General features: G+C 46.0%; 12 protein-coding genes. All 12 read right to left on the bottom strand.

Annotation, left to right across the window (positions count from 1 at the left end):
- Positions 1-51: 51 nt before the first annotated feature.
- The gene (gene cbiB / locus ACI4N7_RS08315) at positions 52-1,023 is read right to left on the bottom strand and encodes an adenosylcobinamide-phosphate synthase CbiB (RefSeq protein ID WP_439732893.1); all 972 of its coding nucleotides are present in this window, start codon (positions 1,021-1,023) and stop codon (positions 52-54) included.
- 12 nt (positions 1,024-1,035) lie between these two features.
- Positions 1,036-2,559, bottom strand: coding sequence for a cobyric acid synthase (locus tag ACI4N7_RS08310; protein ID WP_439732892.1), 1,524 nt, complete (start codon positions 2,557-2,559; stop codon positions 1,036-1,038).
- Between the two features lie 8 nt (positions 2,560-2,567).
- Complete coding sequence (cobU, locus tag ACI4N7_RS08305; RefSeq protein ID WP_439732890.1) at positions 2,568-3,158, bottom strand: bifunctional adenosylcobinamide kinase/adenosylcobinamide-phosphate guanylyltransferase; 591 nt, start codon at positions 3,156-3,158, stop codon at positions 2,568-2,570.
- Positions 3,159-3,649: 491 nt separating this feature from the next.
- Positions 3,650-4,204, bottom strand: coding sequence for a cob(I)yrinic acid a,c-diamide adenosyltransferase (cobO, locus tag ACI4N7_RS08300; RefSeq protein WP_439732889.1), 555 nt, complete (start codon positions 4,202-4,204; stop codon positions 3,650-3,652).
- Between the two features lie 114 nt (positions 4,205-4,318).
- Positions 4,319-5,704: a cobyrinate a,c-diamide synthase gene (locus ACI4N7_RS08295; protein WP_439732891.1), complete on the bottom strand. Its 1,386-nt coding sequence runs from the start codon at positions 5,702-5,704 to the stop codon at positions 4,319-4,321.
- Between the two features lie 2 nt (positions 5,705-5,706).
- Positions 5,707-6,417, bottom strand: coding sequence for a precorrin-2 C(20)-methyltransferase (gene cobI / locus ACI4N7_RS08290; RefSeq protein WP_439732888.1), 711 nt, complete (start codon positions 6,415-6,417; stop codon positions 5,707-5,709).
- A 230-nt stretch (positions 6,418-6,647) separates the two neighbouring features.
- On the bottom strand, positions 6,648-7,019 hold the full coding sequence (locus ACI4N7_RS08285; protein WP_439732887.1) for a hypothetical protein: 372 nt from the start codon (positions 7,017-7,019) through the stop codon (positions 6,648-6,650).
- A gap of 213 nt (positions 7,020-7,232) precedes the next feature.
- Positions 7,233-8,834 (bottom strand): DAK2 domain-containing protein, encoded by a 1,602-nt coding sequence (locus ACI4N7_RS08280; protein WP_439732886.1) that lies wholly within the window; start codon positions 8,832-8,834, stop codon positions 7,233-7,235.
- The gene (locus ACI4N7_RS08275; RefSeq protein WP_439732885.1) at positions 8,827-9,681 is read right to left on the bottom strand and encodes a DegV family protein; all 855 of its coding nucleotides are present in this window, start codon (positions 9,679-9,681) and stop codon (positions 8,827-8,829) included. The genes ACI4N7_RS08280 and ACI4N7_RS08275 overlap by 8 nt, the downstream gene beginning before the upstream one ends.
- Positions 9,682-9,703: 22 nt before the next feature.
- Positions 9,704-10,081, bottom strand: a complete 378-nt coding sequence (locus ACI4N7_RS08270; protein ID WP_439732884.1) for a hypothetical protein — start codon at positions 10,079-10,081, stop codon at positions 9,704-9,706.
- 279 nt (positions 10,082-10,360) lie between these two features.
- The gene (locus ACI4N7_RS08265) at positions 10,361-12,715 is read right to left on the bottom strand and encodes an endonuclease MutS2 (protein ID WP_439732883.1); all 2,355 of its coding nucleotides are present in this window, start codon (positions 12,713-12,715) and stop codon (positions 10,361-10,363) included.
- Positions 12,716-15,127, bottom strand: a complete 2,412-nt coding sequence (locus ACI4N7_RS08260) for a DUF3656 domain-containing U32 family peptidase (RefSeq protein ID WP_439732882.1) — start codon at positions 15,125-15,127, stop codon at positions 12,716-12,718.
- Positions 15,128-15,340: the final 213 nt, after the last annotated feature.

Genomic DNA, 15,340 nt, shown 5'->3' with positions numbered 1-15,340 from the left:
GTGCATAAAATTTCTTATGAAAGTAAACTCTATGAATTAATCAGTGCTTCCCTAGTGCTGCCACAGGAAAAAGATCAGTACCGATTCGATCACCACAAAGAGAATCACCGCACCGTACATGAGGTAAATGGCCGTTTTAATATGATCCGCCTTCAGCGGCGTATCCGGATCCCCCATGTATTCGCGGAATTCCGGTTTTCCTTCATAATAGTTGTAGCCGCCCAGCTGCACATGCATGGCGCCTGCCACGGTGGCCTCCGCATAGCCTCCATTGGGAGACGGATGCTTGGGCGCATCCCTGAGGCCTATGGTCTTTGCATTCTTCCAGTCCAGCTTCAGGACAGCAGCCGCTGCCACGAAGAGGAGAAAGGTAATGCGGGCGGGAATATAATTCAGTACATCATCCAGCCGGGCTGCAAACCGGCCGAAAAAGAGGTATCTGTCATTTTTATAGCCCAGCATGGAATCCATGGTATTGCCTGCACGGTACAGCGCCGCCCCCACCGGTCCCAGAAGAAGGAACCAGAAAAGGGGCGAAATCACGCCGTCGGTGGTATTTTCCGCAATGGTCTCCACCGTGCCCCGGGCAATTTCCCCTTCATCCAGATTTTCCGTGTCCCTGCCTACGATCCAGCTGAGACGCTTCCTGGCGGACACAATGTCTCCCGCCTTCAGAAGATGGTAGATCTCAAAACCGTCCCGGGCCAGGGCCCTGGGGGTGATGGTGAAATAAAGCACTACGGCGCTGACGGCAGCATACATGAGGATGCCTGCCTTCACTGACAGCCAGGTGAGGAAGCCCACAATCAGACCTACGGTGAGGAGCACCAGAAGAGAGGTGGTCATGCCCCGGAGGAACATATTGCCATCAGAAGTCTTCCGGGCAGGATACAGCTTTCCCTCGTAGAAGGAAATCAGCTTCCCGATCAGCACCACCGGATGATAGTCGGACCGGGGATCCCCGTAAACCGTATCGATCACCAGGGCTGCCAGCGGAATGGCAGCGTAGAAGGCCGAATACATTAATCCATCCAATTATTCATTCCCCAGAATCTTATAAAAAGCATCCATGTCAAAATGGCTTCTCACCGTTTTGGCCAGACGGTCAAATTCGGACTCCTTGTATTCACGGTACTTGAACTGCACCGGCAGATCCTTCAGGCCCTTCCGGCGGCGGAGTGCATTGATCACCGCACGGCGGAGCTCATCATTGTCAAAGAGACCATGGCAGTAGGTGCCGAATACATTGCGGGCTTCATTGATATAGCCGTCCCGCAGGTCCACCTTGTCCTCACTCCGCTGCACGATATGGAAGAGGGACTGAGCCGGCTTTGTGAGCGTGGTCTCACCCATATGGATTTCATAGCCCCGCATGCCTTTTCCGGCAAACTTCATGCCCAGGAAGGGCAGATCATCGCAGTCAAAGGTAACCTGGTAAGTATTCTTTTTGCCGTGCATGGAAGTGGTATAGGGCAGAAGGCCGAGACCGTCCACCTCATCATTGCTGCTTTCCACATGGAGCGGATCGCATACCTTTTCGCCCAGCATCTGGAAACCGCCGCAGATGCCGATAACCGGTACACCCTTCTCCGCCATTTCCTGAATTTCCTTCGCATATCCCTGGCGCTTGAGATAGAGCAGATCTTCAGTGGTATTCTTGCTCCCAGGAAGAAGGATGAGATCGGGATCACCGATCATATCCCCCTGCTGCACGAAACGCAGGTTCACATCCGGTTCATGGTTCAGAGCGTCAAAGTCCGTGAAATTGGAAATCTTCGGGGTCTGCATGACGGCAATATGGATATCCCGCATCACATGATCGCTGGGGAGATCCTGCAGAGATACAGAGTCCTCATCATCAATGCCCAGATCATCCAGATAAGGAATGACACCCAGCACCGGCACACCGGTCTTTTCCTTCAGGAATGTGAGAGCCGGTTCCAGCAGGGTAATGTCTCCACGGAACTTGTTGATAATCAGCCCCTTCACCAGCGCTCTTTCGTCCGGTTCCAGAAGCTCCAGCGTGCCTACAATGGAAGCCAGCGCCCCGCCTCTGTCGATGTCGGCAATGAGGAATACCGGTGCCTGGCACTCTTTGGCAATGCGCATATTTACAATATCATTTTTCTTCAGGTTCACCTCAGCCGGAGACCCTGCCCCTTCAATGACCAGGGCATCAAAATGGGTTTCCATGTAGTCAAGGCTTTCCTTCACCGTTTCCCAGGCCTTCTGGCTGTAGGAATTCTGGTATTCAGAAGCACTGTAATTGCCCACCGAAGTGCCCAGAAGAATCACCTGGGAACAGGAATTGCCCGTAGGCTTTAAAAGCACAGGATTCATCTGCACAATCGGAAGCACACCGGCTGCCTCCGCCTGAGCCACCGTAGAGCGGCCGATTTCACCGCCTGACAGCGTTACATACGAATTCAGCGCCATATTCTGCGCCTTGAAAGGAGCCGTCCTGTACCCGTCCTGGGCAAGGATACGGCAGAAAGCAGTGGTCAGAATACTCTTGCCCACATGAGAACTGGTTCCCTGAAACATGACTCTCTTTGCAATTTTTGTCATTATAGCTCCACTCCTCTTTCCTTGAGCTCCATAGTAATGCCTGCAATGGAAAGGTATACCTTATCGGCCCGCTTCGCCACATACTGGTTCGCCAGCCCCACAAGATCCCTGTATACCCGGCTCATGGCATTGGCAGGAACAATGCCCATGCCAAGCTCATCTGAAACAAAAATGATTTCCTTATCCGACACAGAAGAAATCCTGTCAAACATAAGATCCAGATCCTTCTCCAGCTCCTGCTGCAGCGTGGTCAGATCCGAAACCCCCAGGGTTTCCACAGTGATTCCCTTCATATGATCCATGAGGATATTATTCACATACATGGTAATGCAGTCGAAAAGAATGGCATCCGCTTCCTCCAGGATATGCCCCATCTCCTCGCCGGCTCCATGCATCACCTCAAAAGTCTTCCAGTCCGAAGGACGGCGCTCCCGATGCAGGATCACCCGATAGCGCATCTCATCATCCAGAATCTGGCTGGTAGCAATGTATCCCTTCCTTTTCCCTGTAGAATGATACATCAGCTTCTCTGCAAACTCGCTCTTCCCGCTTCTGGCTCCGCCAAGAACAAGAAATATTCGGTTTTTCATGTCCTTTCATCACCTTCTTTATTCAATCTGGGCTGATACTACCTTTAAATAATAACATAAGTAATATAAGCTTGCCACAGGAAGGAGAAAGTAGAATCAGCAAGCAGATAGATATAAAGCAGGATTATAGTTGCAAAATTAGAGATCAATTGTTACATTACATTTTCAAGCAGGAAAATGTAATCCTATCGAAACATATATGATAAAAGTAAAGCGACTCACAACACATGGTGAGCCGTCCTACTTTGAAAGCAGAGTTTTATAGGTAGCATAGGATATATCCCTAAACCTGCATGTTTACCGTATAGAATACTAAGAACAGGCGAAGTAAGTTCCAGTCTAGCAATATATATATAAAGAATCTGCTTACGAATCACAATAATAAACAGGAATTACCCAGTGGGCAGGAGAGTAGTAAATGTACCAAGTGTATTGTCACCTATACACTTCTCCTATCCTATGCCGGAATACTACCAGGCAACGATCATATTTTAAAATTCTATTCCTCTTCTAGCCCGAATTCCTTTTTGGAACGCATGCTTTACAAGAGTCATTTCTGTAACCGTGTCTGCCAGATCAATAAGTTCCTGCGGTGCATATCTTCCCGTGAGAATCATATTCAGCTTTTCCGGTCTGTTCCGAATAAGATCCGCCACTTCTGCTGTATCCAGCATACCGAAATGAATTGCATAATTTACTTCATCCAGCACAACCAGATCCCAGTTATCGCTCATTACTTCTTTTTTCACCATATCCCATGCTTTGCGGGCCAGTTCTTTCTTTTCCTGCAGCCTTTCTTCATTGTCAGGATCTTTTTTATTATGGAAGACAAATCCGTCACCCATAGGTCTGATTTCTATACGGCCGTCAATACTGCCCAGGGTTTCAATTGCTTTCAGTTCTCCGTATTTCCAGGCACCTTTGATAAACTGAAGGATCAGCACCCGCTGACCATCTCCCCAAGCACGTACCGCTGTTCCCAGAGCAGCCGTTGTTTTTCCCTTGCCCGTTCCCGTATTAATGAGAACAAGTCCTTTTTCTGTCATGTTAGTTCTCCTCTCTGCCACCAGTTCCAACATTCATAACTAAAAACGCCGATGTGCGAAAAGCCGGATTTCATAAAAATGAAACTGGATTTCCGCAAGCCGGCGTTTCCAATCCTAATCAATAGTAGATAATTGTTTTTGCTTATAGGCTGCACAGGAAGCCATGAACTTCGCTGCCGCTTTTGGATTTCCTTCAAAGGAAAGATGGAGATATGTAGCCAGTACATTGTCTCTGGCATATCCTTCTTCATGTCCTTCCTTCTGCCTGGTTCCTTTCAGGTCATAAGCCCAGGGAAAATCTTCATTGCAGGAAAGGGTGGAAAAATGGAATTCATGCCCTTTTAAAATATCTCCTTCGTCAGCAATAATACTCTTCCTGAGTGCCCTGCCTGTTACATAGCCTACACGCTGGAGTTTTTTCTGCATTTCACATACTCCAGGTACCAGGCCGGCCATAGTGAAAGACTGTCCATCAAATCCCTTTATTTTTTCGCAGAGATACATAAGACCGCCGCATTCGGCATAAATGGGCATACCCTCATCCCTAGCCTTCCGCAGGGATTCAATCATCGCATGGTTACCTTCCAGCTCCGAAAGAAACATTTCAGGAAATCCCCCGCCGAAAACCAGACCGTCTACCTCCGGAATGGTGGAATCACGGATGGGACTGAAATCAACCAGTTCCGCTCCCAGTTTTTCCAAAGCATGAAGGCTGGCTGGATAATAGAAGGAAAATGCTTCATCCCTGGCTACGCCAATTCGTACATGAAGGCTGGGTGCCTCCTCTTTTTCTTCATTTACTTCCAAAAGAGATGCACCCCGGGCAATGGACAGCAGTTTTTCCGTGTCCACCCAACGGCCTGCATCTTCACCCATATGATGAATCAAAGCAGAAGTTTCAATTTCCGTCACAGGTGTCAGTCCCAGATGTCGTTCCGGAGTTTTCAAACCTTCATCCCGATGGAAAGCACCGATCACGGGCATATGGATTTTTTCCATGACGTCCCGCACCATGGCCTCGTGACGGTCGGATCCCAGCCTGTTCAGTATAACACCGGCAATAGGGGTTTCCCGGTCGTATTCCCGAAAACCGAGAGCTGTAGCAGCAATACTGTACCCTACGGATTTGCAGTCCAGTACAAGGATAACCGGGGCATGAAGCCTTTTGGCAATATCCGCAGTAGAACTGACACCATTGGCACCGCCATCATAGAGTCCCATTACTCCTTCAATGATAGAAATATCTGCATCCCGGGAAAGGTAGGAAAAATTGGAGGCCAGATGATCTGGCGGCGTCATCCAGGTATCCAGATTGTAGGAAGGGTTTCCTGCCGCTTTTTCATGAAAGCCGGGATCAATATAGTCCGGCCCCACTTTGAAAGGCTGTACTTTCAGCCCTATGGAATGGAAATAAGCCAAAAGCCCGGTGACAATCGTCGTCTTTCCCACTCCGCTGTTTGTCCCTGCAATGACGACACGGGGACGGTTTACGGTTGTCATCATTATTTATCTCTCTTTGCAATAATAGTACTCAGATAATTAGGTTTGTAGTCGGCAGGAAGGCTGTCCAGATCTCTCTGCACGATTTCATCAGGAAGGCCTGCCCGGGAAACCATGACTGCCCGTTTAATCATGTGATGCTTACGGAGTTCCTCCTGTACAAAGGCAAAACTCTTGTATACCTTCATAATCACTGCATTGTCCGATGCCGCCAGAGCCTTGTCAAATTTATCATGATCTGCCGTAGCAGGAATAATCAATACATTTTCTTCCCATTCAGTCACCGGAAGGCCAATATAGGATGCAATACCGAGAAAAGCGGGTATGCCCGGAATCGTTTCCACTTCATAGTCCGGAGAATCCTTGAATTCATTGAAAATGTACATATACGTGCTGTAGAGCATAGGATCTCCCAGAGTCAGGAAAACCAGATTTTTCCCTTCATCCAGCTTTTCTGCAATGATCTTCCGGTTTTCCCTCCACTGTTTTTCCACAGCTGCCATATCTGTATTCATTTGGAAAACCATAGGAAGAATTTCCGTCTTTTCAGATATATAAGGCTTGGCAATATTAAAAGCCACGGAGCCTTCTTTCTTTTCTGTTTTTGGTGTAATAATCATATCTGCTCCCTGAATGGCTTCTACTGCTTTCACTGTAAGCAGTTTTGAATCTCCAGGTCCTACGCCGATACCAAATAATTTTCCCTTTTTCATATGAAATACCTCCTCATATAATATGCATAATACTCTTATATTGTACCATCTTTGGACTTATATAGCTAAATATATTGCAGAGGGAATTGTTGCACATACAAGAAATTACCGATTGAAACACCTATGCTGATTTTTCACAAATTTAAAGATTTTACTCTATCGGTATGAAGAAAAATGCTTATTCCCTATATAAAAACGCCCCTATAAGGGACGTTTTTATATAGATACAATTATTGTTGATTTTCCGGTTTATCCTTTGTTTCTGCTCCATCCACCGGGCTCGGATAAAAATACATAATACGATCCGGAAAGAAAGCGTCGCTGGTGAGCCGTTTGGCTAGAATAGGTGTCATGGCCTGTTCAAAGTCTACGATTTCCAGCGGAGAAAGAATGGTATCTTCCACCAGTACAATAATTACGGGATTCACCTTCGGTGCATTTTCCGGCACTTCACTTCTATCCAGCGGGATACTGAAAATAATACGCACAGTAGCTATATACTGTTCCTTATAGTCAAAAACAGTGCCCCGATAGGTATTTTCCCAAAGGGTACGCATAAGATCAATATGATATAAATCCTGGTTCTGCTGTTCTTCTGCCATACAATAACCTCCTGGAGAGCAAAATGCTCTATGATATGATAATTTTATTGTATCGCATAATAAAGAAGATGGAAAGGGCTGTTTTCTTCCCAGTCAGATGACAACCAGGAATTGACAATCCTGAACCTATACTCCATAAATCCTACTGACCTGGTTTAGCTGCAGAATAATAAGAAATAGAAAATAAAAAACGCCTTTTCAGGCGTTTTTTCATTATTCCGCGGAAATATACATAGGATAAAGAGGCTGTCCGCCTTTATAGGTTTCAAAGGTAACATCCGGATATTTCTTTTCCGCTTTATCAATTTCTGCAAGGCAGGCTTCTTCTGTCAGATCACTGCCGGAGTAAATGGTAACAATTTCGGTATCTTCCGTAACAAGATGAGAAAGTACATCCTGGAAACAGCGGGTAAAGTCTTTTTCTGCAATCACTTCATGATTCTTCATGATACCCATGAAATCGTCCTTGTGAATAACAGATTTTCCTACAATACTGTCCCTCACAGCGGTGGTAATCATAGCTGTAGTGATTTCCTTCATTCTTTCATTCATGGCTTCCAGATTCTCTTCAAGACTGTTTTCTTCGGAAAAGGCCATGGCTGCAGCCAGTCCTTCCATGGGGTTGGTAGAAGGAACAATGTGGACCTTTTCACCAAGCATTTTCTGGAGCTGCTGAGCAGCCAGAATGATATTTTTGTTGTTGGGAAGAATAATATACTTTTCATACTGTCCGTTATCCATGCCAAGACTCAGTTCCTGCACCGATGGATTCATGGACTGGCCTCCCGATACCACATCGGCGCCCAGTTTTTTGAAAAGTTCTGTCCAGCCGTCACCGGATACTACGGTGAGTATGCCAAGAGGCTTCTTCACCATTTTCTGCTGTTTTTCCTTGTTCTTGTGGAACTGATCTACCATATTGTCGCACTTGATATCATGAAGGGTACCCCAGTCTGCAGCCATATCCAGCACGTGTCCCGGGCGCTGGGCATGGATGTGAACTTTGACCAGATTGTCCCCTTCCGCTACGATCATGGATTCTCCCCAGGCAGAAAGTCTCTTTCTGACCTCCTTGGCTTTAACCTTACAAGGACTGATGATAAATTCAGTGCAGTATGGATATTCAATGGAGAAAGATTCACCCTTAGCTTCTAAACGGCTGATGACAGGCTTTACATCAACTTTAATTTCTTCCACCTTGCCAGTAAGACCATTGAGGCAGCCCATGAGGAAGAAAATCAATCCCTGTCCGCCGGCATCCACCACATTGGCATCTTTCAGAATCTGAAGCTGTTCTGGGGTTTTGGCCAAAGCTTCATTGCCATATTTGATGGAAGCTTCTAAAATCTTGCTGAAGTCTGTTTCCGTGCGGATAACTTCTCTGGTATTCTTGGCAATTCCACGAGCAACGGAAAGGATAGTTCCTTCTACCGGTTTGGTAACAGCCCGGTAAGCATAAAGGATGCCATACTGGAAAGCTTTGCTCATCTGACCGCAGGATGCCGTCTTTTTCCCATGAAGTCCGCGGCTGATACCATGAATAATCTGAGAAAGAATGACGCCGGAGTTGCCTCTGGCGCCCATAATGGCACCGGCAGCTGCTTTTTCGGCCAGGATTCCCACCGGCTGATCCGCCCTTTCTTCCGCAATCATACTGTACATGGATTTCAGTGTATTCAGCATGTTATTTCCTGTATCTCCATCAGGAACAGGGAACACATTCAGCTGATTAATGATTTCATATTTCTGCTGGAACAGCTGATAGGCGCCAGTCAGCATATTTTTGAAACAAGTCCCATCAATTATGTTATACATTTTTATTTCCCCCATCATTGGCACTTTCAAAGATAATCCCCGTAAGCCCCGGTCCCAGATAAGATGCCAAAACAGGGGTACCGGTGGAAAGAGTAACCTCAATGTCCGGATATTCCTCCAGGACTTTAGCCTGAAGTGCCCTGCCGCCTTCTTCATTTTCTATATGAACAATGCCGATCCGTTTGCAGGGCGAATTTTTATGAAGATAGTCAATCATAGCAGCAGCAGCCTTTTTACCGGTGCGCACCTTGGCAAGCACATCCACTTCATTGTTATCATTCAGGTAAATCACCGGTTTAATTTTCAAAATACTGCCGATAAGACCTGCAGCTTTTCCTATGCGTCCGCCTCTTCTGAGGTAATCCAGCGTATCCACTGTAAAAGTTGTCCTCATAAGAGAAGCCGACTCCATAAGTGCCTTGCTGATTTCATCAAAAGAAAGCCCTTTATCAATGAATTCAAGCGCATCTTCCAGAATTTCCATCATACCAATGGCCGTCGTACGGGAATTGATCACGGAGATGTTCTTTCTTCCTGACTGGCGCGCGGCAAGAACGGCGCCGTTATAGGTGCCGCTCACGCCGGAAGTAATGCAGATGACAATAATTGGATCCTCTTTCGGGAGAGACTCAAACATTTTGAGGAAATCTCCTGTGCTGGGCTGGCTTGTAGGAACCGCTTTCTTTGTACTTTCGGAATAATCAATCACCTGTTCAATGGTGGCTTCATACTCAGGAACATACTCGCCCTTTACAGAAATGAAAAGAGGAATCACATGAACATTGCTGTGCTGTTCCAGAAAATCTGCAGGAACAGCAGCTGTACTGTCTACAACTAGCTGAATCATGAACTAACAGTCCTTCCTGTTATTATTGTTTTTTTGCTTTTCTCTCAGCTTTTCTATCGTTAAATTCTTTTAAAAGCTGCTTGTAATCATCTTCGTCATATCCATTGGTAGCCAGCATATATTCCTTGATTTTTTTACGCTGCAGGGCCACATTCATGGCAGACAGTTCAAAAGGATCCAGTGAAATTCTGGCCAGCATCTCTCCTGTAGAAGAGTAGCCTACAATGCCCTCTCCAAGAAGATCCACCAGTTTCTCCCGCTTTACCACTTCACAGAAAGTCCGAAAAAACTTTTCTGCTTCCTTAATCATCCTGTCACGGATACGCTTGTATTCATCCACTTTATCCGCAGGAATCCTGAATCCATCGACTTCTACATATTTATCCGGTAAGTTAAACATAGTATCTCCTGTAACTACACAATTATCCACTGTATTTAACTATATCGCCTTGCCAACTTTTGGTCAAGTTTATATATGAAAAAACAGTCAAAAGGTTTAGCAAATCAAAAGGGCCGATTTCTTTGACTGGATGTCACTTGAGCCTATAAAGCACTGAAAGATGGAAAACAGGAAACTGTGAACAGTACACATAAATGAAAATGCCTCTTTCTTCCCAAAAGAATATCCGGCATCATCCACACAACATTCACGTAATACCATGAATTCTCTTTGCAGTCTTTAAAAATACACTTCTGTTACTCCTGCTCCCCCGTTGGTTGGATCCGCTTCGTGGAATTCAGTGACGAAGTTCAAAGTACGAAGATAGTCCTGTACCCCTCTTCTAAGGCTTCCTGTGCCTTTACCATGAATGATTCGCACCGGAGAAATGCCTGCCATGAAGCATTCATTCAGGAACCGGTCTACTTCCGGAATTGCTTCATCCACAGTTTTTCCAATGATATTCAGTTCGGTATGGACAGCAGCCACAGATTTGGACATGGGTGTCTTCTTATGTGCATAGGGCAGTACTCTTTCTACCTTTTTCGGCTTTTTGGCCTTAAAGAGATGATCCGGCGTAACTTTAACCTGAATCAGACCGCACTGCACTGAAACCTGACTGCGGCCCACTCCCACAATAGTGCCTTCACTGTCAATGGTATCAATATAGACATAGGTTCCGTTTTTGATTTGGTCCTTGGGGAGCTTTTCCCGTCGATTTTCTTTTCCGGGAACATTGAGCCCGTTAATACGGCCTCTGACTTTAGAAATCTTGTCACCCAGCTGATTTTTGTCCAGATCTGCAGCCTGTTTCTTCAAGTCTTTAATAATAGACTCGGATTGAACCCGGAGATCCCGTTTCATGCTTTCTGCTTCTTCCCTGGCCTTTTCCAGGATGGAATCCTTTCTCCTGTAAAATTCATCTCTGGCATTTTCCAGCTGGTTTTTCAACTGCTCAGCCTGGTTTAAAGTATGGGTAACCTCTTCTTTTTCCCTGTTCATTTCCCGGCTCTGCTGATTCAATCTTTCCATCACTTCTTCCATATGGTGGAGAGGAGATTCATTTTTGAGCTGGATAGCCCTTCCCAAAATGACATCAGGCATGCCAAAACGGCGGCAGATATTAAACGCATTACTGCTTCCTGCTACGCCGATAATGAGACGGTAAGTAGGTGCCAGTGTTTTTTCGTCAAATTCCACGAAAGCATTTTCAATTCCTTTGGTTTCATAAGCCAGCTTCTTCATCTCACTGAAGTGGGAAGTAATGATAGAAGGCGCTCCTTTCATCTGCAGGAATTCAGTGACCGACTGGGCCAGAGCCGCTCCTTCCACCGGATCGGTGCCGGATCCCAGTTCATCAAGAAGTACAAGATCATTTTCCCCTGCTGAAGGCAGAAAAGATACCAGTTGGGTAATATAACTGGAAAAAGTGGAAAGGTTATCCTGAATACTCTGCTCATCCCCGATAATGGCATAGATATGGTTATATACCGGCAGCATGGATCCTTCTTCTGCCGGAATGAACAGGCCGGACTGGTTCATAAGAGAAAGAAGTCCTGCCGTTTTGATGGCAATGGTCTTACCACCGGCATTGGAACCGGTGATAACAAGGATACGAAATGTTTTACCCAGTGTCATAGAAACCGGTACCACCTGATCTTCCGGTATAAGAGGATGACGGGCTTTCCGTAAATCCAGCACTCCGTTAGGAGAATACTGGGCCTTAACACCTTTCATAGAAAGAGCTAGACGAGCCCTGGCAAAAATAAATTCCATATCTGTAGCCAGACGGCAGTTATTTTTCGTCACATCTACTGTCTTCTTTACGTCCTCTGTAAGGCCAGTAAGTATTTCCAGAATTTCCTGCTTTTCTGCTGCTGTCATTTCCGCCAGGTCATTATTCAGTTCTACCGACACCATAGGTTCCATAAAAAGGGTTTGCCCTGTAGAAGAACGGTCATGCACGATGCCACTGAATTTATAACGGTACTCTTCTTTTACCGGCACCACATAACGGCCATTTCTCTGGGTAATGATGGCATCCTGCAGGTATGGCGCCATTTCTTTATCCTCCAGAATATGCTGGAAAGAACGGCGGATTCTGGACTTTACCGTTTCTTTCTGCGTACGGATACGGAAAAGCTTGAGCGAAGCCTGGTCCTTTACTTCTCCATGTTCATCAAAAACCTGATAAATCCGGTTGATAAGACCGTCCTGCGGAACGATAAGGGAAGAGATTTCTTCCAGCGAGGGATACTGGAGATGTCGTTCTCCTTCAAAGTAATGATGCATTTTCTTGTAGGTATCCAGGGAATTGGCCAGATCCAGAAATTCTTTGGAAGAAAGGATACTTCCTTTCTCTGCCTTTTTCAGAAGTCCCAGAATATCATGCGTCTCTCCAAGAGGGGTAGTGATCTCCTTCTCCATTAGAGCGGACGCTTCTTCCGTTTCCTGAAGACTTTTTTCCACAACCTCCGGCACATAGGATGGAGTCAAATGAAGAGCTCTTTCTTTCGAAAGGGCAGAAGGTGCCAGCTTTGCAAGCCTTTCTCTGATCTGATCAAACTCCAGTATTTCAAGTATATCTTTTTCCATTTATAAAACTCCTTTGAAGAAATGGCCTCTGGTGAAACCTTTCTCTTCGTCCGGAAGAGGCGCTTTTCTTCGTCCATGTATGATATCCATATACTCGGATATCTTCCTTCCCGCATTCTTTTCTTCGCCTCTGAAATCCATGACGAAACCGGAAAGACCGATATTTATTAATTCTTTAAGGTAAGGTGCCATATCGAGAACATGGGAATTTAAAATATGCATATGGCACCAGGCATCTGTTTTTACAGGAAAACGGCTTTTCTTTCCATCTTCCAGAAAATAAGATCCCTGCCTGCAGTATCCTGGGCAGTGATTTTTATCCTTATCTCCCATAACACTGTTAATGACGCAGTATTCGGACACCATCATCTCTGTACGTCCGTATACCAGAGCCGCTAAAGGAATGGAAACAGCTTTGACCATATCCCGAATCTGGGGTATCGTAGCTTCTTCCGATACCATAGCACCCTTCATTCCCCAATTTTCAACGACCTGCATTGACTTCTCGTTGAAAAGATTAAAAGAGGTCCCTGCAAGGAGAGGAATCGTTATATTTTCATTTCTCCAGACATGGAGCATGCCCGGATATTCTGCCATGAAGCCATCCGGAGAAAGGGTGCACAGGCCGAGAATTTCCTGATCTACGCTCTCTCTGTTTTTCTCCCTCACCACCCGGGGCATGGCAAAAATCATAATCCCACCCCTGTCTCGTATCAGAGACAGGGCCTTTTCATAAGCCTCCGGTTTGACATGACTGTGGTCATAAGTTTCACCGCCGAAAATAAAATGGCGCACACCCAGAGCAAGCCCTTCTTCCACCAGTTCCAGCGAGCAGGTACGGATCACCACATGAGGTTCTTCCCTTTTCATGGAATGAGCAGCCAAGGGAACGAAAGAAGGAATTCCTGGTGCGGGAATATTTTTCTCATGATCTCTTTCTCGTAAAAGAGAGAGCTTTTCCACCCCTTCCTGGCGCAGGTGATTCAAAAGACTTTTGGGCACCATGCAGCCTTCATTGACAATGGATGCCGAAGACAGAGTAAACCAGGTATTTCCCAGCCGTGCCAGCTGTTTTTGAATTTCATCCCTGGATGTCGTGCGGGATACTGCTTTTTCCGCCACATATTCCGAAACCAATGCTGCTTCATGTCCTTCATTATCCCGAAGAGACAGCTTCAGCGGACTTCCCGGACGGGCTTCAAAAGAAAGAGTAAGCGGAATTTTGCGTTTCATGTCCTTCATGGCAGAAGACTTCTTCTCACCTTCAACAACCATATACACTTTTCCACCTTGTTTAGGTCTTTCCTTAAAATAAACAGAAAAGACACCATTTTTCTCCCTGTGAATATCTTCCAATGGTACAAAAGCGATAGAATAATTTTCTGTTTCATAGGAAATGCCGGTAATTCTGTCGGATACAAGAGATAAGGAAGAATGAAAATAAAAAGAAGAACCGCGGATAGATTCTACCCTTCCTGCATCCACACCATGATTTCCTGGAGCCAGGGCCGTAATCATCCCTCTTCCGATATGGTCATCCAAATAGGAGGAAGAGTACCCCCGGTTAAACTCCTCCTGCAGAGAAAGCACCAGCGGTGCCGTATCCGATACTGCTTTCTTTTCTGCTTCATCAATAGCCTTCCGATAGGCAGAAACCGTATTATATACATATTCTACGCTTTTCATGCGTCCTTCGACCTTGAGAGAAGCTACGCCGGCTGAGAGAAAATCAGGAATCCGCTCAATGCCCATCATATCTTTCAAACTCAAAATGTAACTGCCTTCATGGTTATATACGTGCCCTTTTTCATCTGTGAGATGATAAGGCATGCGGCATGGTTGCGCACAGGCACCTCTATTTCCGCTCCGTCCACCCATGAAAGAACTCATGAGACACTGTCCCGAATAGCACACGCAAAGAGCCCCATGCACAAAAACCTCAATCTCCACACCGGATTCCTGTACAATTTTTTTTATTTCTGAAAGAGACAGCTCCCGCGAGAGCACCACCCGCTGGAATCCCAGAGATTTCATAAAAAGAGCACCATCCAGATTGGAAATAGTCATCTGCGTGCTGGCATGAAGAGGAATAGAAGGAGCGAACTTACGGGCAAGAGCAGCTACACCCAGGTCCTGTACCAAGAGCCCGTCAATAGGAAGCGTTTCCAGAAATGTCAGATATTCCTTCAACTTTTCAATCTCCACATCTCCGATCAGTGTATTCAGTGTCACGTATACACAGGCACCGTGAAGATGAGCCTCCCGTACGGCGGTTTTTATTTCCTCATCGGAAAAATTACCAGCAAACCGGCGGGCACTGAAAAGCTTACCGCCCAAATAAACCGCATCAGCCCCAGCATCAAGGGCTGCTCTTAAATGTTCCGGTGATCCTGCCGGTGCCAATAATTCCATGATTTCCTCCTGTTGCCATAAAAAGGGTGATATAGTTATATACCCGTACATCTAAGGTATATTTCATTTGCTCTGTATTACATACGCTCTTCCTGCCTGATTCAAGGCCGGAAAACGATCCGCCCCTTTCCTTTTATTGATGCCCGCTGTCCATACCGGCAGATAATCGCAAAAAGGACGGAAGGATAAAGGCCTCCGCCGCCATTATAAAAT

The organism is Dialister sp. (assembly GCF_051885895.1).
Taxonomy (GTDB): Bacteria; Bacillota; Negativicutes; order Veillonellales; family Dialisteraceae; genus Dialister.
This window is presented reverse-complemented; position numbering and strand designations above follow the sequence as displayed.

Excerpts from the sequence above, each read along its gene's own strand:
- ACI4N7_RS08265 (WP_439732883.1), bottom strand. The coding sequence starts at position 12,715 with ATGGAAAAAGATATACTTGAAATACTGGAGTTTGATCAGATCAGAGAA.
- ACI4N7_RS08280 (WP_439732886.1), bottom strand. The coding sequence starts at position 8,834 with ATGTATAACATAATTGATGGGACTTGTTTCAAAAATATGCTGACTGGC.
- ACI4N7_RS08260 (WP_439732882.1), bottom strand. The coding sequence starts at position 15,127 with ATGGAATTATTGGCACCGGCAGGATCACCGGAACATTTAAGAGCAGCC.
- cobO (WP_439732889.1), bottom strand. The coding sequence starts at position 4,204 with ATGACAGAAAAAGGACTTGTTCTCATTAATACGGGAACGGGCAAGGGA.
- cbiB (WP_439732893.1), bottom strand. The coding sequence starts at position 1,023 with ATGTATTCGGCCTTCTACGCTGCCATTCCGCTGGCAGCCCTGGTGATC.
- ACI4N7_RS08285 (WP_439732887.1), bottom strand. The coding sequence starts at position 7,019 with ATGGCAGAAGAACAGCAGAACCAGGATTTATATCATATTGATCTTATG.
- cobI (WP_439732888.1), bottom strand. The coding sequence starts at position 6,417 with ATGAAAAAGGGAAAATTATTTGGTATCGGCGTAGGACCTGGAGATTCA.
- ACI4N7_RS08295 (WP_439732891.1), bottom strand. The coding sequence starts at position 5,704 with ATGACAACCGTAAACCGTCCCCGTGTCGTCATTGCAGGGACAAACAGC.
- ACI4N7_RS08270 (WP_439732884.1), bottom strand. The coding sequence starts at position 10,081 with ATGTTTAACTTACCGGATAAATATGTAGAAGTCGATGGATTCAGGATT.
- cobU (WP_439732890.1), bottom strand. The coding sequence starts at position 3,158 with ATGAAAAACCGAATATTTCTTGTTCTTGGCGGAGCCAGAAGCGGGAAG.
- ACI4N7_RS08275 (WP_439732885.1), bottom strand. The coding sequence starts at position 9,681 with ATGATTCAGCTAGTTGTAGACAGTACAGCTGCTGTTCCTGCAGATTTT.